Source organism: Bacillus sp. RHFS10 (assembly GCF_016757475.1).
In the GTDB taxonomy this organism is placed as follows: Bacteria; Bacillota; Bacilli; order Bacillales; family Bacillaceae; genus Bacillus; species Bacillus subtilis_G.
This window is the reverse complement of sequence record NZ_JAESPO010000003.1, coordinates 30,699-57,603: the sequence shown is the minus strand read 5'-3', so window position 1 is coordinate 57,603 and position 26,905 is coordinate 30,699. Positions and strand designations below refer to the sequence as shown.

General features: G+C 46.7%; 26 protein-coding genes. 14 read left to right on the top strand and 12 right to left on the bottom strand.

Going from position 1 to position 26,905, the window contains the following annotated elements; translation table 11 throughout:
- Window positions 1-10 precede the first annotated feature (10 nt).
- Together JMN17_RS12870 and JMN17_RS12865 are read right to left on the bottom strand one after the other, a co-directional pair.
- Window positions 11-1,234, bottom strand: coding sequence for a hypothetical protein (locus tag JMN17_RS12870; RefSeq protein ID WP_202328278.1), 1,224 nt, complete (start codon window positions 1,232-1,234; stop codon window positions 11-13).
- 5 nt (window positions 1,235-1,239) lie between these two features.
- Window positions 1,240-1,554, bottom strand: coding sequence for a WXG100 family type VII secretion target (locus JMN17_RS12865; RefSeq protein ID WP_087992581.1), 315 nt, complete (start codon window positions 1,552-1,554; stop codon window positions 1,240-1,242).
- A gap of 335 nt (window positions 1,555-1,889) precedes the next feature.
- Between JMN17_RS12865 and glvA the strand changes: the two genes are divergently transcribed.
- The 12 genes from glvA (at window position 1,890) to JMN17_RS12805 (ending at window position 16,168) form a co-directional block, all read left to right on the top strand.
- A complete protein-coding gene (glvA, locus tag JMN17_RS12860; protein WP_202328277.1) occupies window positions 1,890-3,239 on the top strand; it encodes a maltose-6'-phosphate glucosidase in 1,350 nt (449 codons plus the stop codon).
- Between the two features lie 64 nt (window positions 3,240-3,303).
- Window positions 3,304-4,068: a MurR/RpiR family transcriptional regulator GlvR gene (glvR, locus tag JMN17_RS12855; RefSeq protein ID WP_202328276.1), complete on the top strand. Its 765-nt coding sequence runs from the start codon at window positions 3,304-3,306 to the stop codon at window positions 4,066-4,068.
- Window positions 4,069-4,083: 15 nt separating this feature from the next.
- Window positions 4,084-5,670 carry a PTS maltose transporter subunit IIBC gene (malP, locus tag JMN17_RS12850; protein WP_087992584.1) on the top strand — a complete coding sequence of 529 codons (1,587 nt, stop codon included), beginning with the start codon at window positions 4,084-4,086 and terminating at the stop codon, window positions 5,668-5,670.
- Window positions 5,671-5,775: 105 nt separating this feature from the next.
- On the top strand, window positions 5,776-7,497 hold the full coding sequence (locus JMN17_RS12845) for an ABC transporter ATP-binding protein (protein ID WP_202328275.1): 1,722 nt from the start codon (window positions 5,776-5,778) through the stop codon (window positions 7,495-7,497).
- Window positions 7,491-9,305 carry an ABC transporter ATP-binding protein gene (locus tag JMN17_RS12840; RefSeq protein WP_087992586.1) on the top strand — a complete coding sequence of 605 codons (1,815 nt, stop codon included), beginning with the start codon at window positions 7,491-7,493 and terminating at the stop codon, window positions 9,303-9,305. The genes JMN17_RS12845 and JMN17_RS12840 overlap by 7 nt, the downstream gene beginning before the upstream one ends.
- 153 nt (window positions 9,306-9,458) lie before the next feature.
- Window positions 9,459-9,863, top strand: coding sequence for a DoxX family oxidoreductase CatD (catD, locus tag JMN17_RS12835; protein WP_148963640.1), 405 nt, complete (start codon window positions 9,459-9,461; stop codon window positions 9,861-9,863).
- Window positions 9,864-9,880: 17 nt separating this feature from the next.
- Window positions 9,881-10,738 carry a VOC family protein gene (locus JMN17_RS12830; protein ID WP_087992587.1) on the top strand — a complete coding sequence of 286 codons (858 nt, stop codon included), beginning with the start codon at window positions 9,881-9,883 and terminating at the stop codon, window positions 10,736-10,738.
- Window positions 10,739-10,855: 117 nt separating this feature from the next.
- On the top strand, window positions 10,856-12,058 hold the full coding sequence (locus tag JMN17_RS12825; RefSeq protein WP_202328274.1) for a sensor histidine kinase: 1,203 nt from the start codon (window positions 10,856-10,858) through the stop codon (window positions 12,056-12,058).
- A complete protein-coding gene (locus tag JMN17_RS12820; RefSeq protein ID WP_202328273.1) occupies window positions 12,055-12,717 on the top strand; it encodes a response regulator transcription factor in 663 nt (220 codons plus the stop codon). The genes JMN17_RS12825 and JMN17_RS12820 overlap by 4 nt, the downstream gene beginning before the upstream one ends.
- Window positions 12,718-12,859: 142 nt before the next feature.
- The gene (gene lnrL, locus JMN17_RS12815) at window positions 12,860-13,795 is read left to right on the top strand and encodes a linearmycin resistance ATP-binding protein LnrL (RefSeq protein WP_202328272.1); all 936 of its coding nucleotides are present in this window, start codon (window positions 12,860-12,862) and stop codon (window positions 13,793-13,795) included.
- 11 nt (window positions 13,796-13,806) lie between these two features.
- On the top strand, window positions 13,807-14,997 hold the full coding sequence (locus tag JMN17_RS12810; RefSeq protein ID WP_202328271.1) for an ABC transporter permease: 1,191 nt from the start codon (window positions 13,807-13,809) through the stop codon (window positions 14,995-14,997).
- A 13-nt stretch (window positions 14,998-15,010) separates the two neighbouring features.
- On the top strand, window positions 15,011-16,168 hold the full coding sequence (locus JMN17_RS12805) for an ABC transporter permease (RefSeq protein ID WP_202328270.1): 1,158 nt from the start codon (window positions 15,011-15,013) through the stop codon (window positions 16,166-16,168).
- Window positions 16,169-16,204: 36 nt separating this feature from the next.
- On the opposite strand, the gene JMN17_RS12800 is transcribed toward JMN17_RS12805, so the two are convergent.
- The 6 genes from JMN17_RS12800 to JMN17_RS12775 form a co-directional block, all read right to left on the bottom strand.
- Window positions 16,205-16,804 (bottom strand): GNAT family N-acetyltransferase, encoded by a 600-nt coding sequence (locus JMN17_RS12800; protein WP_202328269.1) that lies wholly within the window; start codon window positions 16,802-16,804, stop codon window positions 16,205-16,207.
- Between the two features lie 49 nt (window positions 16,805-16,853).
- The gene (locus JMN17_RS12795) at window positions 16,854-17,402 is read right to left on the bottom strand and encodes a PadR family transcriptional regulator (protein ID WP_202328268.1); all 549 of its coding nucleotides are present in this window, start codon (window positions 17,400-17,402) and stop codon (window positions 16,854-16,856) included.
- A 48-nt stretch (window positions 17,403-17,450) separates the two neighbouring features.
- Window positions 17,451-18,104: a TetR/AcrR family transcriptional regulator gene (locus JMN17_RS12790; RefSeq protein ID WP_087992595.1), complete on the bottom strand. Its 654-nt coding sequence runs from the start codon at window positions 18,102-18,104 to the stop codon at window positions 17,451-17,453.
- Between the two features lie 74 nt (window positions 18,105-18,178).
- Window positions 18,179-18,817, bottom strand: coding sequence for an NAD(P)-dependent oxidoreductase (locus tag JMN17_RS12785; RefSeq protein WP_087992596.1), 639 nt, complete (start codon window positions 18,815-18,817; stop codon window positions 18,179-18,181).
- Between the two features lie 16 nt (window positions 18,818-18,833).
- Entirely contained in the window at window positions 18,834-19,841 is a 1,008-nt protein-coding gene (locus JMN17_RS12780) for an ABC transporter permease (RefSeq protein ID WP_202328267.1), read from the bottom strand.
- Entirely contained in the window at window positions 19,838-20,557 is a 720-nt protein-coding gene (locus JMN17_RS12775) for an ABC transporter ATP-binding protein (protein WP_202328266.1), read from the bottom strand. The genes JMN17_RS12780 and JMN17_RS12775 overlap by 4 nt, the downstream gene beginning before the upstream one ends.
- A gap of 502 nt (window positions 20,558-21,059) precedes the next feature.
- Between JMN17_RS12775 and JMN17_RS12770 the strand changes: the two genes are divergently transcribed.
- Window positions 21,060-22,148, top strand: a complete 1,089-nt coding sequence (locus tag JMN17_RS12770) for an acyltransferase family protein (RefSeq protein WP_202328265.1) — start codon at window positions 21,060-21,062, stop codon at window positions 22,146-22,148.
- A gap of 35 nt (window positions 22,149-22,183) precedes the next feature.
- Here JMN17_RS12770 and JMN17_RS12765 read toward each other — a convergent pair whose 3' ends face one another.
- Window positions 22,184-22,801, bottom strand: a complete 618-nt coding sequence (locus JMN17_RS12765) for a TetR family transcriptional regulator (RefSeq protein ID WP_087992600.1) — start codon at window positions 22,799-22,801, stop codon at window positions 22,184-22,186.
- A complete protein-coding gene (locus JMN17_RS12760; RefSeq protein ID WP_202328264.1) occupies window positions 22,767-24,020 on the bottom strand; it encodes an MFS transporter in 1,254 nt (417 codons plus the stop codon). Before JMN17_RS12760 ends, JMN17_RS12765 begins: the two co-directional genes overlap by 35 nt.
- 123 nt (window positions 24,021-24,143) lie before the next feature.
- Between JMN17_RS12760 and bstA the strand changes: the two genes are divergently transcribed.
- The gene (gene bstA / locus JMN17_RS12755) at window positions 24,144-24,680 is read left to right on the top strand and encodes a bacillithiol transferase BstA (protein WP_202328263.1); all 537 of its coding nucleotides are present in this window, start codon (window positions 24,144-24,146) and stop codon (window positions 24,678-24,680) included.
- Here the strand turns inward: bstA and JMN17_RS12750 are convergent.
- Entirely contained in the window at window positions 24,677-26,233 is a 1,557-nt protein-coding gene (locus JMN17_RS12750) for an MFS transporter (RefSeq protein WP_202328262.1), read from the bottom strand. The two genes, bstA and JMN17_RS12750, sit on opposite strands and share 4 nt — an antisense overlap.
- A 110-nt stretch (window positions 26,234-26,343) precedes the next feature.
- The gene (locus JMN17_RS12745) at window positions 26,344-26,826 is read right to left on the bottom strand and encodes a MarR family transcriptional regulator (protein ID WP_087992603.1); all 483 of its coding nucleotides are present in this window, start codon (window positions 26,824-26,826) and stop codon (window positions 26,344-26,346) included.
- Window positions 26,827-26,905: the final 79 nt, after the last annotated feature.

Sequence of the window (26,905 nt, the reverse complement as noted above, 5' to 3'; positions counted from 1 at the left end):
GATTATTCTCCTATCCAAATGAAAATTTCCCTTTAAGGAAATGGGTTGCGCCATGTATAAGCGAATCCGCTGTTTTCTTTGCTTTTTCCATGCCTTTTTTCGCGCTGTCTATCCCTTTATGTATCGTTTCATTCGCAGCATCTATGCCGTCATTCACGGATTTGACGACTTTACCGGCCGATTCCAGCCCTTTTTTGGCTTTATCAACGACAGCATGAATGGGTTCCTTCAGCGTTAAGGCTGCTTTTTCTGCGAAACCGGCTGTATATTTGGCGATTTGTTCTCCGACGACTCCGCCAACATATGCACCGGCTGCCCCAAGAAGAACAGTACCCACAGGTCCTGCAAAGCTTCCGAGCGCACCGCCGATGACAGCGCCTGCTGTCGCTCCACCGGCAATAAATACGGTGTTATTCACAGCATTCCCGACAGCCTTGGCGTTTTCACGCTTGAGAACGTCCGGTTTGTCTTGGTATTTCGCGTAATTTTCAGCAATTTTCAAGCCTGCTCCGAACGTTTCAGTCGCTCCGGTGATCAGTGTGGCGGTAATGGCATTTCCTTTGGCGAACTTCAAGCCTGTTTTTCCGACATCCTTCAAAGTCGAGCGTACGCCGGCTTCATTAAGAAATCCTCTTGTGTAGCTTCTGACACTGTTTGAAAAATCCACCGTATCCTGAGGGAAGTACTTTGTAAACTTTTTATGTACCAAATCTGAAAATGGCCGGTTTGTCTTTTTAAACAAATATTTAGGATTCAAAAGCACTCTGGCGGCTTTTTGATAACGTGACCTGTCGACGGCTCCGGAAATATCCAAGAGAAGCTTGGAATGACGGGCGGTATGTAATCCGCTTGGCTGTTTTTCGAATTTCGTAAGCCCGAGCCCGTAGTATTTTCCCTGCGTCAGCATAAGAGCGGTTAAGCTTGTCATTGTCCCATATTTGTCATAAGCATGATAAAGCTTTCGTAACATATCATCCTGTTCAACAAATTTATCGCCCGTTTTCCTGATGAAAATGTCATTGTCACTCAGCTTGGTGACAAGCGCTTTTCCTGAACTCCACGCATCGCCGACTCCGGAAAAACAGCTGCTGTAGCGGGGATCGCATTGCAAAATCATCTGCCCCAGCTCCACATGCAGGTCCTTATATTTGTTTTCCATATCGGTTAATTCAGTGACAACATCATTTGCCAGCTGTTCGAGCTTATCCGGATCAACTGCAATGTTTCCTGACACACTGTTCACCCCCTGAGTTTATGTCTTTCCTCTCTGGCTTTACGTTCCATTTCTTCCATTCTGGCAATCTCTGCTTTTCGTTCTTCTATTTTGACGGCGGCTGCTTTAAGTTCTTGGCTTGTTTCAAGCAGTTCCAGTTCGAATTGATCGTAGGCCGCTTTCGTTTCCTCGAAATCCTGGTCGAACGAATCTCTTGCTTTCCCCTGCCAAGCATCCCCTAATGCAGATAACCGGGATTCAAGGAGCATTTTGGAGCTTCTGACCTCTTCCGCGGCCGCACTGTACTTGTTTGCCAGCTCAATGACTTTATATGAGTCCAACTTTTGTCCCCTGCCTTTCCTAAAATCACGCACAAATGGATGTTTTCTATAAATGATTATAAATAATTCGGCATGTATCCGAATCGTACAAAAGAACCTTTTCATAAGAACTGGAAGGGTGTATATTCACTTAAATTTCACAGTTGGTGAGACTTTAAGATTACAAAAAAGGTAAAAAAACCAAATCTCTCAGACGCAAGGTAAATGAGAAATTTCCCGCTCTATGAGAAAAAACACTAAAGTTGATTAAATGATCTAAGTGGCCCAAACGTGTTACGGGACGGGCTCTCCCATGGTATAAATAAAAATGTAAACGTTATCAAGGAGGTCGTCATATGAAGAAAAAATCATTCTCAATCGTAATAGCGGGCGGAGGAAGCACTTTCACTCCAGGGATCGTTCTGATGCTCTTAGATCATTTGGAGGAGTTTCCGATCAGAAAGCTCAAGCTGTATGATAATGATAAGGAAAGACAGGATCGCATTGCGGGCGCCTGTGATGTTTTTATTAGAGAAAAAGCGCCGGACATTGAATTTACAGCGACGACTGACCCGGAAGAAGCTTTTACAGATGTCGATTTTGTCATGGCGCACATTAGGGTAGGGAAATACGCGATGCGTGCGCTCGATGAGCAAATTCCGCTGAAGTACGGAGTTGTCGGCCAGGAGACGTGCGGGCCGGGCGGTATCGCATACGGCATGCGTTCGATCGGCGGCGTGCTTGAAATAGTAGATTACATGGAAACATACTCGCCTGATGCATGGATGCTTAATTACTCCAACCCGGCGGCGATTGTAGCCGAAGCTACGAGACGCCTCAGACCGAATTCGAAAATTCTTAATATCTGTGATATGCCGGTCGGAATCGAAGACCGGATGGCGCACATTCTCGGCCTGTCCTCAAGAAAAGACATGAAGGTCCGCTATTACGGTTTAAATCATTTCGGCTGGTGGACATCGATTCATGATCAAGAGGGCAACGATTTAATGCCGAAGCTGAAGGAGCATGTATCTCAATACGGGTATATTCCGAAGACGGATGCTGAAGCTGTAGAGGCGAGCTGGAATGATACGTTCGCCAAAGCGCGTGACGTACAGGCCGCAGATCCTGACACACTGCCGAATACGTATTTGCAATATTATTTGTTCCCGGATGATATGGTGAAAAAATCAAATCCGAATCATACGCGGGCAAACGAAGTGATGGAAGGGCGCGAAGCCTTCATTTTCAGTCAATGTGACATGATCACACGCGAGCAGTCCTCGGAAAACAGCGAAATCAAAATAGATGATCACGCATCATATATCGTTGATCTGGCCCGGGCAATTGCCTACAACACAGGTGAAAGAATGCTGTTGATCGTTGAAAACAACGGCGCGATTGCGAACTTTGACCCGACTGCGATGGTCGAGGTGCCATGTATCGTCGGCTCTAATGGGCCTGAACCGATCACAGTCGGCACCATTCCGCAATTCCAAAAGGGGCTGATGGAGCAACAGGTATCGGTTGAAAAACTGACGGTTGAAGCGTGGGCAGAGAAATCGTTCCAAAAGCTCTGGCAAGCGCTGATTCTGTCAAAAACAGTGCCGAACACGCGTGTGGCAAGGCTCATTCTCGAGGATTTAATAGAGGCCAACAAAGACTATTGGCCACAGCTTGATCAAAGCCCAACCCGCATTTCATAACTGAAATTCCCCCATTTTCGAATCTGTAATTGTATATAATAGAAAGAAAATGGGGGAATCTGATATGCAGCTCGAAGAATTGATTAATCAGCACTATAACAAATTAAATGACAACGATTTTCATATTTTAAAATATATATTGAATCACAAGCACACGTGCTATCACCTTGGAATCGACGCAATGGCCAAAGCCTGCAGCGTATCGCGTTCCTCGATTTTGCGGCTTGCCCAAAAGCTCGGTTTCAGCGGCTACAGTGAATTTCGCGTCTTTTTAAAGTGGGAAGATCAGCCGGAAGAAGGCGAGAATATGAGTTTTCAAAAGCTGCTTGACGATATTGAATCAAATCTGAAGTTCTTGAGGACAAAGGACATGACGGACATGTGCCAGCTGATTGATGAAGCAGACCGCATTTTCGTGTACGGATCAGGAAATGCGCAAAAGATCTGCGCTCGTGATCTGCAAAGAATGTTTATTCCGCGCCATCGGTATCTCATTATGATTGAAGACAGAAATGAATTTAATCTGATGCGGGACGATTTTAAAGTAAACGATCTGTTTATCATCATTTCTCTTTCCGGAGAAACACCGGAGCTGATTCCTCAGGCAAGAATGCTTTCTGCAAAGGGGATTCCCTTTATTTCCATTACGAATTTAAAAAACAATGTCCTCGCCCAGCTGACTCCGCACAATCTTTATGCGACAAGCAAACCTGTGACATTAAGCGATAAAACGGAAATTGTCGCTTTTACACCTTTTTTTATCGTTGGCGAAGCATTGTTCCGCGCATATGTTGATTACAAAGAGGCAGAAAAAAATGACATTGAGTAACAGGGGGTTTCTGGTATGATGCAAAAAATTCAGCGCTTTGGAAGCGCGATGTTTGTGCCTGTTCTTTTATTCGCGTTCGCCGGCATCATCGTCGGAGTTAGTACGCTATTTAAAAATCAAACCCTCATGGGTCCGCTCGCCGATCCAGACGGGTTGTGGTATCAGTGCTGGTATATCATTGAGCAGGGCGGCTGGACAGTATTTAATCAAATGCCGCTCTTATTCGCCATCGGAATCCCGGTTGCTTTGGCGAAGAAAGCTCAGGCTCGCGCTTGTTTGGAAGCGCTTACGGTTTACTTGACATTCAATTACTTTGTGAGCTCAATCTTGACGGTATGGGGAGGCGCATTTGGCGTCGACATGAACCAAGAGGCCGGCGGAACGAGTGGGTTAACGATGATCGCGGGCATCAAAACGCTTGATACCAACATTATCGGGGCCATCTTTATTTCTTCGATTGTCGTCTATTTGCATAATCGTTATTTCGATAAAAAACTGCCCGATTTTCTCGGCATCTTTCAAGGCTCAACGTATATTGTGATGATTTCCTTCTTCATTATGATCCCGATTGCCTTGGCCGTGTCTTATATTTGGCCGATGGTTCAGACGGGAATCGGCTCGCTTCAAAGCTTCCTGGTTGCTTCGGGGGCGGTGGGCGTTTGGATTTATACGTTTTTGGAACGGATTTTGATTCCGACCGGGCTTCATCACTTTATTTACACGCCGTTTATTTACGGGCCTGCTGTAGCGGAAGGCGGGATCGTCACATATTGGGCACAGCATCTCGGTGAATATTCGCAAAGTGCCAAATCGCTGAAGGAGCTTTTCCCGCAAGGCGGCTTCGCGCTCCACGGCAACTCGAAAATCTTCGGCATTCCGGGGATCGCCCTAGCGTTTTATGCCACAGCCAGCAAGGAAAAGAAAAAACTCGTCGCAGGACTGCTGATTCCTGTTACGCTGACGGCGATTGTCGCCGGTATTACAGAGCCGATTGAGTTCACTTTCTTATTCATTTCTCCTTTCTTATTTGCGGTTCACGCCGTGCTTGCGGCATCAATGTCGACCGTCATGTATTTGGCTGGTGTCGTCGGAAACATGGGAGGCGGGCTGATCGAAGCGGCTACCTTGAACTGGATTCCGCTCTTTGGCAGCCACGGTATGACGTATGTGTATCAAATTTTGATCGGGCTCTCTTTTACAGCTATTTATTTTTTCGTCTTCCGATTTTTAATCCTCAAATTCAATATCGCCACACCAGGACGGGAAAAGGATGACCAGCAGGAAACAAAGCTGTATTCGAAACAAGAATACAAAGACAGAAAAAACAAGAGGGACGAAACGGCCGCCGCTGCTGAAACGGCAGATGACACCGCTTTTCTGTATGTTGAAGCGCTGGGCGGAAAAGACAACATCACAGAAGTCACAAACTGCGCCACCCGCCTCAGAGTCAGTGTCAAGGATGAAACAAAGGTTGAATCCGACAGCGTATTCCGCGCGCTTGGCGCACACGGGGTCGTCAGGAATGGAAAGGCGTTTCAGGTGATTATCGGATTGAGCGTTCCGCAGATGCGGGAGCGTGTGGAAAAAATATTGAATCAATAAAGCCAGCCCTCCTTTTCGGGAGGGTTTTCGTTTGCCGTCAAAAAGACCATCATAGTAAAGTAAAGAAAGAGACAATCGAGTAAAAAGGGGTTTGGAGGCTTTTACATGCAAAAGGCTTTATCATTTTTAAAACCACATTCATTCCTGGTGGGAATTGCCCTGGTTCTCATGCTGACGGAGCTTGCGGTTGAACTGGTGCAGCCTCTATTGATCGCAAAAATCATCGACGATGGGATATTGAAGCAAGATCTCCGGCATGTGTGGACATGGGGCGCGGTCATGATTGGACTGACCGTGTTATCATTTGCGGCGGGAATGCTGAATTCCTTTTATGCCGCCCATGTCAGCCAAAGCTTTTCCTATGATACGAGAAAAGGGCTTTTTCAAAAAATCCAGTCCTTCTCCTATTCGACATTTGGACAGTTTTCGTCCTCTTCTTATATCACAAGGCTGACAAACGATGTCACACAGGTTCAAAATATGATTTTTATGAGTTTGCGGTTTATGCTGCGGGCTCCGTTAATGATTGCAGGCGGCATTGTGCTGTCGCTGGCCGTTAATGTGAAGCTCGGCTTTTTTCTGCTTGTGACCATTCCGATCTTGATCTTGTTTTTGCTATGGGTATTAAAGAAAGGCGGGGCGCTGTTCCGCTCAGTGCAGAAACGGCTGGATCAGGTGAACACCGTCATGCAGGAAAACTTAACCGCAATCAAGCTGATCAAAGCGCTGCTTCGCGGCAGCCACGAGGTCAAAAGATTTATCAAAGCCAACACAAGGCTGATGGAAAAAACAGTTTCAGCATTTCAGCTTGTGGAATTCACGATGCCTGTGCTGATGCTGCTGATGAACCTCTGCATTCTTTTGATTTTGTGGGCAGGGGCCCACAGTATCACGAGCGGAAGCACTCAGGTCGGTGATGTTGTCGCGATTATTAACTACGCAACACGAATTACGGGCGCGCTTTCGATGTTTCCATTTTTGATTATGATTTTCACCCGGGCTAAAGCTTCTGGAGATAGAATCGGCGAGGTGCTTGAAACGGAGGGCGACGAAGGAGAGGAAGGGATCATAACTGATCGTTTGTCGGGACGGATTGTGTTTCAGCATGTATCCTTCCGTTATCCTGACATGGACAGAGAAGCGCTGCGAGATGTTTCATTTTCCGTAAATCCAAGGGAAACAATCGCGATTCTCGGTGCGACGGGAGCGGGCAAATCCACGCTCTTTCAGCTCATTCCGCGGCTTTATCAGCCGGATTCAGGCAGCATTTACATAGATGAAAAGCCGATTCGTGATGTTCCGGCCGAGGGGCTTCGCAAGCAAATTGGATATGTACCGCAGGAAGTGCTCCTGTTTTCCGGCACAATCAAAGAAAATATCGCTTGGGGCAAAGAAAATGCTTCACTTGATGAAATAATGGAAGCGGCCAAACATGCGCAGATTCATGAAACGATTATGAAGCTCCCGAATGGATATGACACTGTATTGGGACAAAGAGGCGTCAACCTGTCCGGCGGCCAGAAGCAGCGGATTTCCATTGCGCGGGCGCTGATCCGAAAGCCGGCCATCCTTCTTTTAGATGACAGCACAAGCGCACTCGACCTGCAAACGGAGGCAAAGCTGCTTGAGGCGATCAGCACCTATGAGTGCACAACTTTGATCATTACGCAAAAAATGACCACGGCGATGAAAGCTGATGAGATTTTGCTGCTTGAGGATGGCGAACTGATTGAAAAAGGCACGCACAGTGAGCTGCTTTCTGAATCTCAGTTATACAAGCGCATTTACGAGTCGCAATTCGGAAGGGAGGGGAGTGAGTCGTGCTAAAAGACATCCGCAAGCCTTTCCAATATCCTAAACTGCCAATCGACAAAAAAGAAAGCGCGAAAAAGCGGACGAAAGCAAAGGATGCAAAAGGCACACTGAAGCGAATCTGGTTTTACTTGGCTGAACGAAAAGGACTGCTCATCCTTGTCATGCTGATGGTTGTCATCAGCGCGATATTCGGGCTCCTCGGCCCCTTTGTGATCGGAAAGGCCATCGACCATTTCATTGTCGGGCGAACGGTAAGCGGACTGGTTCCCGTTTTGCTTCTTCTGCTTGTCATTTATGTAATTCAGTCCCTGTCACTCTGGTTTCAAAACTATTGGATGATTACGATTTCCCAAGGCACTGTTTTCAGAATGAGAAGCGAGTTGTTTACCCATCTGCATGAGCTGCCGATTCCGTTTTTTGATAAACAGCGGCACGGCGAGCTGATGAGCCGGGTGACAAATGACATCGAAAATGTCAGCTCGACCTTAAACACGTCAGTCATTCAAATATTGTCAAGCGTCATCACCTTTGTCGGGACGGTTGCGGTCATGCTGTACTTGAGCCCGCTCCTTACAGTGATTACCCTGACCATCATTCCGGTGATGGCTGTGAGCCTGAAATGGATCACCAACCGGACGGGAAAGCTGTTTAAAGAACAGCAGAAAAACCTTGGTGAGCTGAATGGATATATTGAGGAATCCGTTTCCGGCGCAAAGGTCATCAAAGCCTATTCGCGTGAAAAGCAAATCACAGCCGAATTTCTCGAAAAAAACGCCGCACTCAAGACGTCGGGCTTCTGGGCACAGACGATTTCCGGGTTTATCCCGAAAGTCATGAACTCTTTGAATAACCTAAGCTTTACGATGATTGCGGCAATCGGCGGTCTGTTCGCGCTGAAAGGCTGGATCTCGATCGGCTCCATCGTCGTCTTTGCCGAGTATTCAAGGCAATTCACACGCCCTTTAAACGATCTGGCTAACCAGTTTAATACAATGCTGTCCGCCATTGCCGGTGCTGAACGGGTGTTTGACGTGCTTGATGAAAAAGAAGAGCGCGAGGATGAAAAGAACGCCGTTCATCAGCCGTTCCAAACAGGCAGTATTGAATTCCGGGATGTGTCCTTCGGTTACGATGAAGGGCAGCAGACACTGCAGCATTTACAGTTTACCGTGCCTGCCGGACAGTCCATCGCGTTTGTCGGCCCGACGGGAGCGGGGAAAACAACCGTCACGAACCTGCTCGCCCGTTTTTACGAACCTAATGAGGGAAGGATTTTAATCGACCGTACAGATATTAAAACCCTTACTAGAGCAAGCCTTAGGAAAAACATGGGGTTTGTGCTTCAGGATTCGTTCTTGTTTCAGGGAACGATCAGAGAAAATATTCGCTACGGCAGGCTCGATGCTTCTGATCAGGAAGTCGAAGCCGCTGCAAAAACAGCGAACGCCCATAGCTTTATTGAAAGGCTGCCAAAAGGATACGAAACCGTGTTGACGCAAAACGGATCAGGCATCAGCCAAGGACAAAAACAATTGATTTCTATAGCGAGGGCGGTGCTTGCCGACCCGGTTCTTCTCATATTGGATGAAGCGACAAGCAACATTGATACCGTAACAGAAGTCAACATTCAAGAAGCGCTCGCCCGTTTAATGGAGGGGAGAACAAGCGTCATCATTGCCCACAGGCTGAATACCATTCAAAGAGCGGATCAGATTGTGGTGCTAAAAGACGGCGAAATGATTGAAAAAGGCAGCCATAGCGAGCTGCTTCGGCAAAAAGGATTTTACAGTGACTTATATGAAAGCCAATTTGAGAAATAGACCTTTGTCCTGCACAAAGGTCTTTTTTGTTACAGTTTTATAGTTCTTTTATTTCATTTTTGTAAAATGTAACGAAATTACTTGACGTAAATAAGTTATGTATATATACTAACTTACATTAAGTAACTGATAACATTTATCAAGGAGGATAAAATGAATAAATCATTTGAAATTGGCACATTACTTTTAAGAGTTATGACAGGTATTATCTTTTTTGTTCACGGTTTATCAAAGTTTCAGGGAATGGAGGGCACCATCCAATTTTTCGGCAGCATAGGCCTTCCAAGCTTTATGGCGTATGTCATCGCAGCAATTGAACTCGTTGGCGGCGTGCTCGTCTTCTTCGGATTGGCTACACGTATTGTCGGTGTTCTGTTTGCGCTCACGCTGATCGGAGCCATCATCACAGTCAAGCTGAAAGCGCCTTTCATGGGCAATGCAGAATTTGATTACCTTCTGCTTTTGACATCCATCCACCTGGCGCTTTCAGGAAGCCGTTTCTTGGCACTGGATCCATTTGTGTTTAAAGGAAAAAAGAGCGAAAACGTAGCAGCATAAGAAAAGAGGCATTCAGCATGACCAGCATTCATGATGATACAAATATTGGCTATGTCAAACTCACAATCCGCAGTCTCGAGCGTTCTCTTCAGTTCTACTGTAACGTCATCGGCTTTCAAGTCTTACAAAAGACGGATCGGCAAGCTGAATTAACGGCTGATGGAAAACGCGTACTGCTTATTCTTGAAGAAAATCCGAGCGCCGTCGTCTTGCCTGAACGGTCTGTGACGGGCCTATATCACTTTGCAATTCTTCTTCCGAACAGAAAAGAACTTGGTATCGCGCTTGCCCGGCTGATTGAATATAGCATTGCGATCGGACAAGGGGATCATGCAGTCAGCGAAGCACTCTACCTGTCTGATCCTGATGGGAACGGCATTGAAATGTACGCTGACCGCCCCCGCAGCACGTGGCAGCGTGATCGTGAAGGAAACTACGTCATGAGGACAGCCGCTGTTGACATCGAAGGTCTATTGGAAGAAGCCGGAGATGAGCGGAAAACAGCGCTTCCGGACGATACCATCATCGGACACATTCATTTGCATGTCAGTGATTTGAACGAAGCAAAAGCGTTTTATACAGATGTGCTGGGCTTTGATATTGTCGGAAACTATGCTGGCATGTCCGCCCTCTTCGTTTCAGCAGGAGGCTACCACCATCATATCGGCTTAAACATTTGGGCGGGAAGAAACGCGCCGCCTAAACCGACAAATGCCAGTGGATTAGACGATTACACTGTTGTCTTGCCTCATCAAGAGGAACTGGATCGAGTGGCAGACCGAGTCAAACATGCCGGATATTCGATCGAAGAAACGGAAAACAGCTTCCGTGTGAAAGATCCTGTTTCCGGCGTCCAAATTATGTTTGTTAGTTAACTGTAATCTCCTTGCCGAAAAAACGGCAGGGGGATTTTTTGATTTCCAGAAACTCCTGTCAAAAATACCTTGAGGCAGGTATGATAAGAAGGGAATTGGGTAACGGGAGTGATGAACGTGAAGGCTCTGTTTTTGACGAGAATGTTCACCCTGATGGTGAGCTGTTTGATGTATCTGTCCATTGTGAAAGAGAATAACTGGTTTGAATATGCATTTATAGCAGCAGGTGCTGCCGTGTATGCAGCCAATCATTTTTTACAGAAGCCAGAGACAAATGCCGTTTGGTTTTGTTTAATTGATATCGCGGTCGGCTTTTCGTTCGGATTTATCTTTCCCGGCACAGGTTTATTCATTATCATGCTCTGTCCGGTTGCAGTCGCCTTTTTTCTGTGCGGGTTTCATAAAAGAATCGCTTGGTCTGTCTTATGTCTATGCTCTATTTTGTTTTTGATCGTCCTCATCCGTACATATTTGATGTTCGGCAATGAATCTGTCATCGATCATTTGTCGAGCATGACATTCGTCGTATTCTGCGGAGTCGTCGGCAAATTAATCCGCAAGCTTTTGGATGCGCAGGAAACGGCAAAACAGCAGTATCAGGAATTGACGGAATCCCATCTGGCGCTGTCTGCCGCGCACCAGGAGCTGCATTTATATGCGAAGCAGGTTGAAGAGCTGACTGCCATTTACGAGCGGAACAGAATGGCAAGGGAAATCCATGATACAGTGGGGCATAAAATGACGGCTCTGCTCGTCCAGCTGCAGCTTCTGCGTGAATGGCAAAAAAGAGACGGCCAAAAAGCTGAGGAGACGGTCGGGGTATGTGAAACGCTTGCCCGTGAAGCGCTTGATGATGTCCGCTTATCAGTGCGCACTCTGCAAACGGAAAATGCTCCTTCGGTCATCGATTCACTAAAACAGCTGACAGAAGACTTTTACAAAAATGCGGGCGTCACAACCGAATTTGAGGTCAGCGGCGATCCGGCGACGATCCCGCTGTCTCTTCATCCGACTCTGGTCAGGACGGTGCAGGAAGCTCTGACCAATGCCAAACGGCATGGCGGCGCCACAGCCTGTTCGATCCAGCTTGCCTGCACCACAGACAGCATCAGCCTTGTCATTAAGGATGACGGAAAAGGAAATCCCGAGGCGGTACTCGGCTTTGGCCTTTTGAATATGAAAAAACGGACAGCGGAGCATGGCGGAATGATCCGCTTTGAGAGCGAACGGGATCAAGGATTTACTGTAATCGCGGAATTTTCACTTGCCAATAAAAAATGGAGTTTCGGGCCCGCGCAGCAAAAGGAGAGTTTATCATGATTAAGATCATCATTACCGACGATCAGGATATCGTCAGAGAAGGCCTGGCATCGCTGCTTCAGCTTAGAGAAGAGCTTGAGGTGATCGCAACAGCGCGAAACGGGCAGGAAGCCTTCGAAAAGGCGAAAGAATTTGAGCCGGATATTGTGTTAATGGACATCCGAATGCCGGTGTCCAACGGAGTTGAAGGGACAAAACTGATTACAAGCTCGCTGCCCGGCGTAAAGGTTTTGATGCTGACAACCTTCAAGGATTCAGAGCTGATTGCAGAAGCGCTAGAAGAAGGAGCGAGCGGGTACCTGCTGAAGGACATGTCAGCCGATACGATTGTAAAAGCGGTGATGACCGTTCAATCTGGCGGAATGGTGCTTCCCCCGGAACTGACTGCCCAGATGCTGAATGAATGGAAGCGTGAAAAACATCTGAAAGGAATAAACGAGACAGATAAACCTAAGGAGCTGCACGAACTGACCGAGCGCGAATTGGAAGTTCTGGCTGAGCTGGGGTACGGACTGAATAACAAAGAAATTGCCGAAAAGCTGTACATTACAGAAGGCACAGTGAAAAACCACGTGTCGAACATTATCAGCAAACTGTCTGTCAGAGACAGAACCCAAGCCGCCATCTATTCGGTCAGATATGGTGTATCTGACTTTTGACATATGACATTCAGCATCACGTTTCTCTGAAAAGGCCTGCAATAGGCCTTTTTTTCATGCCTTACATTCTATCTGCCGCTACATGCCCTACGCCTTTCTTTTTTCTACAATGACAATGGGTATAAAAAAGGAGTGAAACGACGTGCTGCAAGCAGAAAACATCAAAAAGGCATATGGAAAAAAAACAATCGTAAAAGGCATCTCTTTTTCCCTCCAAAAAGGGGAGTCGTTCGGGCTGCTCGGGCCGAACGGTGCGGGGAAGTCCACAACCATCTCGATGATTTCCGGCCTCGTGCCGCATGATAGCGGGAATATCACAGTGGGCGGCTATATAATTGGCAAAGAAACCACCAAAGCGAAACAAAAAATCGGCGTTGTGCCGCAGGAAATTGCTTTATATCCGACGCTGACGGCCCATGAGAATCTTATGTTTTGGGGGAAAATGTACGGACTAACGCACGGCGAGGCTAAAAAAAGGTCGGCAGAGGTCCTTGATTATGTCGGCCTGACTGAGCGGGCCAAAGATAAAATTGAAACATTCTCAGGCGGAATGAAACGGAGAATCAACATCGGTGCCGCCTTAATGCACAAGCCTGAGCTGCTGATCATGGATGAACCGACTGTCGGCATCGATCCTCAATCGAGAAATCATATTTTAGAAACGGTGAAACAGCTCAATGAAACGGGCATGACGGTGATCTATACGAGTCATTACATGGAAGAGGTCGAGTATTTATGCGACCGGATCGGCATTATTGATCAGGGAGAAATGATTGCGATCGGCACAAAAAGCGATTTATGCACCCGCCTTGGAGGCGATACCATCATTCAGCTCACTGTCAGCGGGCTCGATGAAGCATTTCTTTTTGCGATCCGTTCTCTGGCCCATGTGAATGATGTGACCGTACATGAGTCAGGACTCAAAATTGACATTTCTGCGGCCCGCCATGAGAAAGTCGTCACCGGTCTGCTTGCGGAGGCCGCTGCCCATCATATCAACCTGCTGTCTCTTCAAGTGCAGGAACCAAATCTGGAGCGCCTGTTTCTGAATCTGACCGGCCGCACGTTGCGGGATTAGGAGGAACGGCTATGAAAAAAAGCATGTGGATCGCATGGAAAGATCTCAAAATCAGAATCACGGACAGAAAAGGGTTTATGATGCTGATCTTAATGCCGCTGATCTTGACCTGTATTTTAGGGGCGGCGCTCGGATCGGTTGTTGACGGAGGCAATCAGATTGAAGACATCAAAGTCGGCTATGTCCAATCAGACCAGTCAGATGCAGCGAACATGTTTAAAACAGATGTGCTCAAAAAAATGAAGTCGATAAAGGTCAAACAAGCCGGCAGCGAAGACGAGATGAAGAAACTGCTTGAAGAAAAGAAAATTGATGTCGGCATCGTCATCCCGAACGATTGGGAAGCCGGCAAAACTGCGGCTTTTGTTTATGCTGATCCTGATCAAACATTAAAAAGCTCCATCATCGAAACAGCCGCCGCATCTTTCATAGACCAATTTAAAGCGGTAAAAGAAGCCGCGTCAGCCTCAATGGACTACGTCAGTGAAACAGCAGCTGTCAAACAAGGAAAACTTGAACATTCACAGCTTGCCGAAAAGCTGGTCAAGACGCTTGAAAAAGAAACGGGTGACCAGATTACTATTAAGGAACAATCAGTCGGCAGCAAGGCTGTTACCAGTTTTCAATACTATTCGGCGGCCATGCTTTGCATGTTTATGCTGTTTCATATGACAGTCGGGGCGAAATCGTTTTTACAAGAAAAGGATACAGAAACGTTTGCCAGAATGCTAATGACGCCTGCGCAAACATACGCCATCCTCTTCGGAAAATGGCTCGGAACCTATCTGTTTGCCATCATACAATTTTTTATATTTCTGATTGTCACGATCAATGTATTTGGTGTGGATTGGGGCGGCAACCTGCTGTTTGTGAGTGTGCTCGGGCTTTCATACGCTGCGGCTGTATCCGGCATTTCAATGCTGCTTGCGTCCTGCATTAGCGACATGAAATCGGCCGATGCGATAGGCGGATTCGGCATTCAATTGCTTGCGGTTCTTGGCGGGTCCATGCTGCCGCTGTACCAATTTCCGGACTTCTTGCAGTCTGTATCCAAAGCGGTGCCGAATCGATGGGCGCTTGACGGCTTTCTTTCTTTAATGGAAGGAGGAGGCTGGGCTGACCTTCAAAAGCCTGTGCTTCTTTTTGCGGCGATCGGCCTTTGTTCACTCGTGCTTGGCATCAGACGGCTTCATACAAGATAAGGAGGTACACCAAGTGAAAAAAATCTTAGCCATTTGCGGCATAGAGCTTTCTCTTATTTTCAAGAAGCGGCAGAACTATTTGATGATGTTCGCTGCCCCGCTTTTGCTGACCTTTGTATTTGGAGGGATGCTCGGCGGCAGTGACGACAAGCTGCGCCTTGCGATCGTTGATCAGGACGACACGATTCTTTCGCAGCATTATATTCGGCAGCTGAAGGCACACGATGATATGTATACATTCGATAACATGTCTGAAAACAAAGCGTCAGAAAAGCTGAAACAGAAGAAAGTTGCCGGGATTATCACCATTTCCCGCTCGTTCCAAGCACAGCTGGAAAAAGGAAAACATCCTGAGCTGATCTTCCGCCACGGCCCAGAACTGTCGGAAGCGCCGATGGCCAAACAATATGCGGAAAGCACATTGGCAAAACTCAATATTCAGGTTACCGCGGCGAAAACGGCAGCTCAGGCAGCGGGGGAGAACTGGAAGGCAGCGTATAAGACAGTTATCGCCAAAGATCATGAAGATGCGGCACCAGCCGTCAAACGAAAGACGCTCAGCGATAAAAAAGAAGGTGCGGGCGGAAGTGACACAGCCTCCAGAGCAGCCGGCTTTTCTATTTTGTTTGTCATGCTGACCATGATGGGGGCGGCGGGAACCATTTTAGAAGCAAGAAAAAACGGCGTCTGGTCCAGATTGCTTACAGCCTCTGTCAGCCGGGCGGAAATCGGTGCGGGGTATGTGCTGTCCTTCTTCGTCATTGGCTGGATTCAATTCGGCATCTTGCTTCTCGCTACCCATTGGCTGTTTGGCATCAGCTGGGGCAATCCGGCTGCGGTGATTGTGTTAGTGTCGCTTTTCCTGCTGACCGTTGTCGGCATCGGGTTGGCCATTGCGGCCAATGTCAGAACGCCGGAACAGCAGCTTGCGTTCGGCAACTTGTTCGTCATCGCAACGTGTATGGTAAGCGGAATGTATTGGCCGATAGACATTGAGCCGAAATTGATGCAGTCCGTTGCTGAATTTCTTCCGCAAAAGTGGGCGATGAGCGGGCTGACTGAGATTATCGCTAACGGTGCGCACGTCACAGATATTCTCGGGATCTGCGGCATCTTGCTTGCTTTTGCGGCGGTTACCTTCGCAGCGGGGCTGAAAGCGCTCCGATCCTAAAAAACATCTGCCTTCGGGGCAGATGTTTTTTTAGGATCATTTTGCTTTTTCTGTAAGCTTCAGTCTCTGTTCCAAATGTTGTTTCACGGACGGCCAGTCACTGTCGATAATGCTGTAAAACACCGAATTACGGAATGTTCCGTCTTTTCTAATCATTTGGTTTCGCAATATGCCTTCTTTGACTGCTCCCAGCCGTTCAATCGCCTTTTGCGATCTGACATTCCGCTCATCTGTTTTAAACTGCACCCGAATCGTTTTGAGCTGTTCAAAGCAATACTGTAACAGCAAATACTTGCATTCTGTGTTGACCGAGGTGCCCCACACTGAAGGGTGCAGCCATGTCCAGCCGATCTCAAGGCTCCTTGAAGCGGATGACATATACAGAAATCGCGTCGTGCCGACGATTTTGCCAGTTTCACGATGAATCATCACGAATGGAAATTCTGCTCCGGACGCTTTCATTTGCAGCGCTTCCTCTATAAAATCCTCCATATCATGCAGTGTTGTAATCGTTTTCGGTAAATGAGCCCAGATGGTTTCATCATTTGCAGCTTCATATAAACCTTGAATATGGCTTTTGTCCATCGGCACCACCCGGATCAGTTCCCCTGTTAATTCACGCAATGTCACATTCATCGTTCGTCCCCCCGCATAAAGTATGGGAGCAGCCTGAAGGCTGCTCCCGCTAATCCTCATCTATCATCGCTAAAATCGATTCCAGCCAAGAAACGTAATTTTTCTCCCGCTCCAGCGCTTTCGTCAGCACGAGATAGTGGCCGAAGTCCGGTGAAGTAAACGACATCGGCTCCGCTGAAACTATAAGATTTTTATAGCTTTCCTGCAAATCAGACAGCTTGGCTTTGCGTTTTCGCAGCTGGTCTGTGAACAAATCAGAAGCCTCCTGCCGCGACAGGGAAGAAATGAAATAAGCCTTCAGCATAAATTCATCCTTCACCGTCTCCGGTATCGGCTGATGGCGGATCAGCCACTCATGCAGCTCCTGCTTTCCGCTGTCTGTCAGGGTGTACATCTTTTTCTCCAGCTTCGTGCCTTGAATCGTTGTGCGGAACGTGATAAACCCTTCATCCGTCAGCTTTTTGAGCTCAGGATAAATCTGGCTGTGCTTGGCGCTCCAAAATTGGCCGAGCTCCTCTTTAAAATAACTCGTAATATCATAGCCGCTCAATTCGCCTTTTCGCAAAAGCCCTAATATGGCGTATTTTAATACTCTCATGCTATCCTCCGTGTCTATGGCTGTTTCATAAAAAAGATGAGCCAGCGCTCATCTTTTTTGTTTAACTCCATACAAAATAAATTGAATCGTCCGCTCTTTTTCAAGCTCTTCATCCATTTCTTCTCCCATCAGCAAAAATCGAGTAATGATAAGTCCGATGATAGAAGAGATCGTCGTGCGGATGATGGTATCCGCCGGAAGGTCCCGCAGTTCGCCGGTGCTTTGGAAATGCTCGATAATGTGCTTGAACTTATCGTATACGTGTTCATTGAAGACCTGCTTATACACATTTCTGAATTCTTCCTGATAGAAGGCTTCCTGAATAAAAATCTTCAACACGGGGAAGTGCTTTTTAACAAATTCAAAGCGGTTGTTCAGCATTTCCCGAATGAACACCTCATAAGACGGGTAATCCTGCTCAAACACTTCTTTGCTGAAGTTTTTGGCAAAAGCGGGAGCAACGACCTTTGTTACCGTCGGCATTACAATTGACAGCAGCAAATCCTTTTTCGTCTTATAATGCCTGAAAATCGTCCCTTCAGCAACGCCGGCTTTTTTTGCTATTTCGCTTGTGGATGTTGAGGCAAAACCTTTTTCGGCAAACATTTCAATAGCCGCATTCAGAATGAGCCGCTGTTTTTCGCTCATTTTCATTTGTTCGCCTTCTATATACAATAATTCTTCAAGAGATTTCGCATCCATTGTTCGTACTCCTTCTGAAAGCCTGTTCCCTTTATTATAGAAAAGGCGGACAGGGAACACAACCAATCCCGCTGTTAATTTGAGATAAACGGTGTTTTTTGTGAAAAGGAATGACCCTCAATCTGCTGAACCAAAAAGGCAGCAATATCTGAATTGGTAATCCTCATTCCGGGTGAATTGAGGAAATCAACTTTTACAGCGCCTTGAGCCTGAGCTTCTGTTACAAAAGGAAGGCGGACAAGCGTCCAGTCCAATCCGCTGTCTATTACTATATGAAGCTCTTTCTTTTTGTCGGCGATCATTTGCGGATAGAGGAGGCGAAAGAGAAGCGCGCCTATTCTATAAACCAATGATTTTCGGTCGCCTTCGATATCTAACGAAGCGCCGGTCACACCGATATATCTGTCTATGTTGTATTCTTCCATGACAGTAAGGATGAGTTCTGTCACTGTACTGTATAACGGGACAGCTCTCTCAGGCTGTCCAAACGTATTGATGACGGCGCTGCATCCTTCCAGCAGCGTGCGGATGCTTTGGGGATGCTGGGCATCTCCGCGAATGACTTCTATTCTTTCATCAAGATGGGGATGCCGCTCCGGGTGCCGGACGAGCATGCGGACTTGATAGCCTTTTTCAAGAGCCTGACCGGCAATAAAGCGGCCGGCTTTACCCGTTCCGCCGATAATAGCGATTTTTTCACTTCGATTTGTCAATCAGAGAACACCTCTTTTACAGTCTTCGATATTTTTTCAAAATGAGAATGTTTAATAATGCGAATAAAATGGTGAAGCCCGCCAGTATAAGCAAATCAGACGTAATATGTGAGACGCCTTGACCTTTCATCATAATCAGCTGTAAGGCGTCGGCCCCGTAGTACAGGGGCATCACCAGCTGCAATGACTGTAGCCAGCTTGCCAGACTGTCCATCGGGAATAGGCCTGAGAAAAACACCTGCGGCACGATGACGAGCGGAACAAATTGAATCAGCTGAAGTTCGTTATTGGCAAACGCGGATAAAAATGTGCCAAGTGTTAGTGCTGTCAAAGAAAGCATGACCGTTACGAGCAAAACAAGCCAGAACGATCCATCCTGGTACAATCCGAGGATTTGAACAGCATACCAAGTGATCAACAAAGATTGGAGGGTTGTAAACAATCCAAACCCTAATCCATAGCCGGCCACAATTTCCCAGCGGCGCAGAGGCGTTGAGAGAATCCGGTCAAGCGTGCCGTTCGTCCGTTCTCTTAAAAAAGAAATACCAGCGATTAAAAAGACAAAGAAGAAAATAAATAAGCCGATCAATGTCGGACCGGTATAATCAAACGTGCTCAAATCCTCTTTGCCGTACGCATAAGAGATCTCTGCCGGCTGTTTTTGCTGATTGCCTTCAGCTGTGATGATCTGAAGCAATTGTTCATTCTTAGATTGGCTGCCATCAAGTGTTACTTTCATATGCTGATCCGTGAATGAAATAAACGCGTCCATCTGGTCATCATCTATATGCTGTTTTGCATCGGCGTATGAAAATTGCGTCACTTTGATGTCTTTTGTCTCCAGCTGCTGTGTCATTTCGTCCGGCAGATGATACCCTCCGACATGAAATGAGTCCTCCTTATGATCAAGGATGAGGTGAACCAAAGTCAAGACCAAAAGCGGAGCCAGCAGCATCAAAAGAAGTGTTCGTTTATCCCGGTAAAATTGCAGAATGATTTTTACAGCAAGTACAGCTACTCTCATGTTGGGTTTCCTCCTGAAAGAAGAAAAACATCTTCAATAGATGCTGCTTCGTATTTGTTCATCAGTTCGTTAGGCGAACCGCTGTCAATCATCCTACCATCCCTGATCAGCCCAAGCCGGTCGCATTTTTCAGCCTCGTCCATAACATGTGTCGTCACAACAATGGCGGCTCCGTTTTCTTTCAGGCGGCCGAGTTCCTCCCAGATCGCCCGGCGCAAAACGGGGTCAATCCCGACAGTCGGTTCATCAAGAGCGAAAACGTCCGGCTCGTGAACGAGTGTTATCGCAAGGGACAGCCTTCTTTTCATCCCTCCAGAAAAAGCATTCACTTTCTTGTCGGCATGTTCAGTCAAGTCAACCAAGTGAAGAACCTGATTCATCCGCTCGCGCTTTCGTTTTCCCCTCATTCCAAACAGTCCGGCAAAAAATGAAAGATTTTCCTTTGCGGTCAAATCTTCATAAAGCGCGTCAGACTGGCCCATATAACCGATACGGTGAAACACGTTCAAATTCGGCATCGGCGTTTCGCACACAGCAACTTTACCTGTTGATGGCTTCAGCATCCCGATCATCATTTTAATCAGCGTCGTTTTTCCTGATCCGGAGGGGCCCAGCAATCCAAAGATTTCGCCCTGTTTCACAGAAAAGGTGAGAGGCTCTAAAACTGTTTTGGTGCTGAATCGTTTGCTGACATCCCGCAATTCTATGATGTCCATATTAATCTGACCTCCTTATTTTTAAAAGTGAGTAATCACTCATCTATAAATTATCATGAATGGAGGAGATTGTAAAGTGAGTAATCACTCACTTCTATACTATAGAAATATGTATTTGAAACATTCTATCGTATGTGACTATGGTTTTGAAGCATGAACAAGAAACCGAGGACGCTTCCTAAAGGTTATGAAAAGACGGCTGATGCGCCCGTATATGAATCGGATAAGACGTAATGCGGATCGGGTTACCGTTAAGAAAGGCATTTTGCAATTTTGCGGGTTCGAACATGTGAATAGGACTTTGTTTTCACACGTTAAACATAGCACTCTGGATGTACAGAACAAATGGCTGGAGAGCGCCTATCAAAAAATCAGGGATATATATGGCTGCTAGTCTTTCATGCATAGAGAAAGATAAGACATCAGCCACTTTTTCAATTAGAGCAGGTGTGTTAAGGTACAACCAACGATTTCTAAAAATTTGTAATAAAGGAGCGCTGTTATGCAAATTAAAGAAATTTTTATGATCCGTTGCATTTCGTGCTTATGTGTTGTCCTGCTCCATATCATTTCAATGGTCCTGATGCTTCAGGCAGAAGCTCTCGCTAATATTTCTCACACCGTAGATTCTTTTCGCACACTCCTGATGTTCAGCACGCCTGCTTTCATTTTCATCTCTGAATTTTTGCTGGCCCGTTCTTATCCTGATGGGGTTCCGGACGGTTTTTTAAAGAAACGGGGAAAAGTGATTTTCGTTCCTTTTTTATTTATCGCGTCTATTGATGCACTGTTGATGACCAGTGCGATGGGAGGAGAGGTGACCTTTCTCGCGTTTGTGCAAAAATACCTGGCGAACGTATTGTTAGGAAACTTTATCGGATACTTTATTCTCGTTATCTTTCAGTTTTACATTCTGCATATAATTTTTCATGAGTATTTGAAAAAAGCATCGCCGAAATGGGTGCTGTCCATCTCATTTGTGGTGACAGCCGCTTATTTAAGCTATTTCTCAGCAGCCAGCCCGGCTCCTGCTTCTGAAGAGGGAGGGGCGTTTCCATTCTTCTGGGTTCCGTTCACAGGCTGGCTTTTCTACTTTTGTCTGGCCTACTATTGCGGAAAAGAGTACAAGCGTTTTTTAGCGCTGCTGAACCAATACCGCTGGGTGATATACGGCGCCGCGCTAGCTTCTGCTGCGCTGGTTGTCACTGTTTCTTATGGCGGAGAAACCGGCATGATCAGTTCGAAACGGCCTGATATTATGCTGTATTCGACAAGCGTGATTTTCCTGTGCTTTCACTTGTTTTCTAACATGAAGCATGTGCCGAAAATCGTGATGTTTATCAGCAACTATTCCTTTTCGATTTATCTGCTGCATGCCTATTTTATGATCATAGGCTATGTTTTGTTTACAAACATGCCAGGAATTCCTGCCGTACCTGCTGTTCTTCTGTTGTTTGCCGTGTGCACAGCCGGTCCGATCCTGACCTCATGGGCATTGAATAAATTCAAATACGGTTATTTATTTGTGGGGAAGGTCTATCAGCCAAAACAGAAAAAAGTAACAGTAGAAGTGGGTGATCACGCAGGGTGAAAAACACGGCAGGAGCCTCTCTCCTGCCGTGTTTTTTATTTCTCATCCACTTGCAGTACCGTTTTGAAATATAATTTTGCAGATTCAGCAAGTCCAGATACATCAGCCTTTTCCTCATCGAAATAAAGCGCGTTCTGGATGATGCCGTCATTCATATTGAGGAAAAACTTCGCAATCGTCGCCAGCGGCTGCAGAGGCTGAAATTCCCCCTGATCAATTCCTTTTTGCAATAGCTTTGAAAACCTTTCTACAAAAAGATCATACCGTTTCTCCAAATACTGCCGCCGCTCTTCATTGCGCCAAGCTGTTACCAAATATTCAAATTGCACCGGCGCCAATGTATCCGCTGCATCAAGCAGGCCATCAGCCAGTTCATCCAAGTAGCTGGAAATGGCGGCCCAAACGCTTTGGTGCTCAGCTGATTTATCAAGCTTTCGGAGCCCTTCATCAAGCCCGGCTTCAATGATGCGGCGAAACATCTCCTCAGTGCTTGAAAAATAAAGATAGACACCGCCTCGGCTAAAACCTGACTCTTCCACAACGTCTTTCATTGTCGTTAATTCGAATCCTTTTCGTTTAAAAACGGTTTTGGCAGCCTCTAAAATCTCGGCCTGCCGTTTATCCTTGTGCTCCTTTGTTACTTTCGGTGACAAGATATCGCCTGCTTTCTGCAATTTTCTTACCTACAAGTGTAATCAACCCAACCATGATCAGCAAGCAGCCGCAGACAAGAAATGCAAGTGATACACCGATCCATTCCGCCAGTACACCCCCGCCCGCCATGCCGAGGATGGAGGCGAGGGTCGTCGCGCTCTGAATGGCGCCAAACACTCTGCCGCTGTAATCGACAGGCACTGTTGTCTGCACGAGAATTTGAAATGGAATATGGACAAGACCGAAAGCCGCTCCCATGATGAAAAAAGCGAAAATAAAAAGAGCGATGCCGGCTATTCCCATGCCGCTGAGAAATGGCACACCCCCAGCCGCTATTCCAAGCAGAAAGGTTCCAGCTGAGAAATAAAGTAAATAAGAAGTGATTCGCCGCCTGCCGGCAATTGCCGCTGTAAGGAGCATTCCGGCTCCGCTTACGGCCATGCACCAGCCTGCAAGCTCGGGAGGAGCGCCGGAAAAGGAGCGGATGAGAATGATCGCCTGCGAATCACCAATCTGCAAAACAAAGAGAACAATACAAGCGGTGAGCAAGCCTGTTAAAAGAAGCGGCACCCGTTTCATAAACTGAAGGCCTTCTTTTATAGAAGCAAGTGCCGATGTTTTTTCTTGAGGTGTATGGGCTTTTGGTAAAAAAGCATCTTTGGGGAGAAAAAACAAAATAACAGCGGATAGAAGAAAGGCGCCGGCGTTGATATAGAAAACAGAATGAATAGAGACTGTGCCGATCAGCATGCCGCCAAGGGCAGGACCGAAAATTTTAGAGCTGTTATCAATGATGCTGCTGACGGAAACGGCCTGCTGAATGTGCGCTTCTGGAGTCAATTCCTTAAGCTTCCCGTTTTTAGCAGGTGAAAAAAGTGAAGAAAAACAGCTCTGGAGGCTTAGCAATATGTAAAGATGCCAAAGCTCACTGACATAAACGCAGCTGATAACGGTGAGGGCACGGCCGATTTCCGATAGAAACATGATCGTTTTTCTGTCAAAGCGGTCGGCAAGCAAACCCGATACCGGACCGAGTACAATGACAGGCAAAGCGAAGGACATCATCAAAAATGACATATCTAACGGTGAAGCGTGAAGCTGAAAAGCGGCTAACGTTAGCACGGCCAAAATGTGAAGCCAGTCTCCAAGTGAAGAAATGGTTTGCGAGGCTAACAGTGTCATCAGCCCTTTTTGATTGCGAAACAACGGTTTTTCCATGATTCATCCTCCTGTTTAATAAAAATGACACTATTGTCGTTTTTATTGTATGAGAAATAATCGCAAGATACAATCTTTTTCTTGTAAAATAAAGGAGAAGATGAATCAGAAGGGAGAACGTACATGACAATAGCCAAACTAAGCTATCCAATTGGAGAATATAGGCCGAGGAAATCTGTATCGAAGGAGCAAAAAGCAGAATGGATTCAAGCCCTTGAAGAAGTGCCGGCAAAGCTGAAACAAGCCGTTGAAGGCATGACGGACAGCCAGCTTGACACATCGTACCGGGACGGGGGATGGACCGTTCGGCAAGTTGTTCACCATCTGGCTGATAGTCATATGAACAGCTATATTCGATTTAAGCTGAGCTTGACGGAAGAGACACCGGCCATCCGTCCATATGATGAAAAAGCGTGGTCGGAGCTAAAGGACCCGAAAACAGCTGATCCGAGCGGTTCACTCGCACTTTTGCAGGCGCTTCACGGGCGATGGGCGGCTCTTCTCCGCACCCTGACGGATCATCAATTTCAGTGTGGTTTTTATCACCCCGACACAAAAGAGATCATGACCCTGGAGAACGCACTGGGGCTGTATGTCTGGCACTCACATCATCATATCGCCCATATTACGGAGCTTTCCAAACGGATGGGGTGGTCTTAACGCTTTTGCCGGCGGAAAGCCGGAAGAGTCATAGCGGCAATCACCAGCAGTGAAATCACAGCCGCCGCTGCATATAAATGATCATAGCCGCTGGCGACACTCGCGTGAATGGCATCGCTTATCGCGGTTTTGACTTCAGGCACGGGAATGCGTTCGATTTGTGCTTGTAAAGCAGAAACATCAGAACTGTCGATTTTCGGAATCGCTTGCATCGCCGTTTCTGATTGTCTGCTATCCGATAAGCGGTTTTTGATTTCATCACCGATTTGGTCAAAACCGGCTGTGATAAAACCTGCATAAAGAGTAGGCGCCAATGTCAGTCCGATTTGCCTGACCAATGAAAGCGTGCCAAGCGCTGTGCCTTTATTCGTTTTCGCCGCCTCTGATACAAGGACGTTCAGCGGGGCGCCTAACAGAAAGCCAAAACCGATGCCTGCCGCCACACTAGCGATTACAAACTCCCATTTCTCCGTCACCCAAAGCGGAAATAAAGCAAATCCCGCACATGAAATGATTCCTGAAAGAATAACGATTTTCACCGGACCTTTTTTGTCGGTGAGCGCTCCGCCAAGCCAAGCGCCGATTCCTGAAGCTAACGCAAGCGGTGTCATCCAATAGCCTGCTTTTGCAGCAGGGACACCCAAATACTGCTCAACATATGACGGGATAAAAATGACCGCCGCCAAGAGTCCGCCAGATAACAAACCGATAATAAGCGTGCGCTGAAACATGTGGTTCCGCAGCAGAGAATACGCCAAAATCGGATCGCCCCCGCGCATTTCAACCCGCCTTTCAAACAAGATAAGCCCTGCAAAACAAAGAATGCCAAAACCAATACATCCATAAACCTCTAGATCTCCCAAGCTGTTTAAGAGATTTGCTCCGTCAAGATTCGTCATGCCGTACATCACAGCTAAAATCGACAGGGATAGAAGGAGGATTCCCGCCGTATCAAGGCGTTTAGCTTCAGGCGCTTTTGTTTCCGCAATAAAACATGCACCGAAAACAACCAATAACACGGCAATCGGCAGATTAATCAAAAACAGCCAATGCCAAGATCCGGTCCAGTCAAGCAGAAAGCTTCCGATATTCGGCCCGAGCACAGCGGCCATCCCGTTCATCGCGCCAAGCAGCCCAAGCGCCTTCCCCTGTTTTTCCTTTGGAAGGGTAGCGAGAATGTGTGAGCTGCCGATAATGAAAATCCCGCCGCCCCCAAGCGCCTGAATCAGCCGTGAGATCAGAAAAAGCGGGAAGCTTTGGCTCAAAGCAACAAGCAAAGAACCAAGTCCGAACAGGCAAACCTCAATGAGAAAGAGTTTCTTTCTGCCGTAGCGGTCGGAAAGCTTTCCGACGATTGGCACACTGACGCTAAGGCCGAGCGTATAAAGGGTAATGCCCCACGACCCCCAGGAAGGAGAAACGGCAAACGACTCGTTTATCGTTGTTAAAGCCGCCGAAATAATTCCGTTATCCAGCGCAGCCATAAACACACCGATGGTAAACAGGCTGATCGCCCACTTTTGGCTTTTCTGCTCTACCGATGCTTCAGACATATTCATCAACCCCTTTTTGTTCACTTTGAATATATTATTCATTCATAATGAACTAAATGTCAAATAAAAAAAGCCTGCTTCCGCGGTTTGCGGAGGACAGACTTAAAGATTTATTCTTTTTTCACTTTCTCTAATGCTTTTGAAAGGATAGAAAGCCCTTCGGAAACAGCCCGCTTTTCTTCAGGAGACAGCAATTCCAGTGAACGCTTTAATTTCAGGTGGCCCTTTTCATAAAGACCACGAAAAATATTTTTTGCATTCTCAGTCAACTGAACAACTACTGAGCGGCGATCCTCTTCAGAATGTGAGCGTTTGACAAACCCTGATTTCTCAAGGCGGTCAAGCAGCCCTGTTGTATTGGACAGGGAAGCCCCCATTTTTTCAGCAATGTCGCTTACTTTCAGTGTTCCATGGTTGTTTAATAGCATCAGCACTTTCATTTGCGGCATGCTCATATCCAGCTTCATCCACTCGGACACGTCACCGAGCCCGGCAGAGGTTAAGACTTTCATATAAAGCACCCATATTTCCCGTTCCTCAGATGAAAGAATGTTTTCGTTTAATACCGTTGTATCATGTAAATTATATTCCATTTCATCACTTCCTCATCATTCGCTCCTCTTACCATATTACTCGATTTTCACTCTCGAAAGAAAGTGAGCAGAAACCGCA

Coding starts and splice junctions, on each gene's coding strand:
- JMN17_RS12750 (WP_202328262.1), bottom strand. CDS start 26,233: ATGTCTGAAGCATCGGTAGAGCAGAAAAGCCAAAAGTGGGCGATCAGC.
- JMN17_RS12775 (WP_202328266.1), bottom strand. CDS start 20,557: ATGGACATCATAGAATTGCGGGATGTCAGCAAACGATTCAGCACCAAA.
- JMN17_RS12790 (WP_087992595.1), bottom strand. CDS start 18,104: ATGGATGCGAAATCTCTTGAAGAATTATTGTATATAGAAGGCGAACAA.
- catD (WP_148963640.1), top strand. CDS start 9,459: ATGAATAAATCATTTGAAATTGGCACATTACTTTTAAGAGTTATGACA.
- JMN17_RS12770 (WP_202328265.1), top strand. CDS start 21,060: ATGCAAATTAAAGAAATTTTTATGATCCGTTGCATTTCGTGCTTATGT.
- JMN17_RS12780 (WP_202328267.1), bottom strand. CDS start 19,841: ATGAGAGTAGCTGTACTTGCTGTAAAAATCATTCTGCAATTTTACCGG.
- JMN17_RS12820 (WP_202328273.1), top strand. CDS start 12,055: ATGATTAAGATCATCATTACCGACGATCAGGATATCGTCAGAGAAGGC.
- JMN17_RS12795 (WP_202328268.1), bottom strand. CDS start 17,402: ATGAGAGTATTAAAATACGCCATATTAGGGCTTTTGCGAAAAGGCGAA.
- JMN17_RS12810 (WP_202328271.1), top strand. CDS start 13,807: ATGAAAAAAAGCATGTGGATCGCATGGAAAGATCTCAAAATCAGAATC.
- glvR (WP_202328276.1), top strand. CDS start 3,304: ATGCAGCTCGAAGAATTGATTAATCAGCACTATAACAAATTAAATGAC.
- JMN17_RS12800 (WP_202328269.1), bottom strand. CDS start 16,804: ATGAATGTGACATTGCGTGAATTAACAGGGGAACTGATCCGGGTGGTG.
- glvA (WP_202328277.1), top strand. CDS start 1,890: ATGAAGAAAAAATCATTCTCAATCGTAATAGCGGGCGGAGGAAGCACT.
- bstA (WP_202328263.1), top strand. CDS start 24,144: ATGACAATAGCCAAACTAAGCTATCCAATTGGAGAATATAGGCCGAGG.
- JMN17_RS12830 (WP_087992587.1), top strand. CDS start 9,881: ATGACCAGCATTCATGATGATACAAATATTGGCTATGTCAAACTCACA.
- JMN17_RS12760 (WP_202328264.1), bottom strand. CDS start 24,020: ATGGAAAAACCGTTGTTTCGCAATCAAAAAGGGCTGATGACACTGTTA.
- JMN17_RS12745 (WP_087992603.1), bottom strand. CDS start 26,826: ATGGAATATAATTTACATGATACAACGGTATTAAACGAAAACATTCTT.
- JMN17_RS12845 (WP_202328275.1), top strand. CDS start 5,776: ATGCAAAAGGCTTTATCATTTTTAAAACCACATTCATTCCTGGTGGGA.
- malP (WP_087992584.1), top strand. CDS start 4,084: ATGATGCAAAAAATTCAGCGCTTTGGAAGCGCGATGTTTGTGCCTGTT.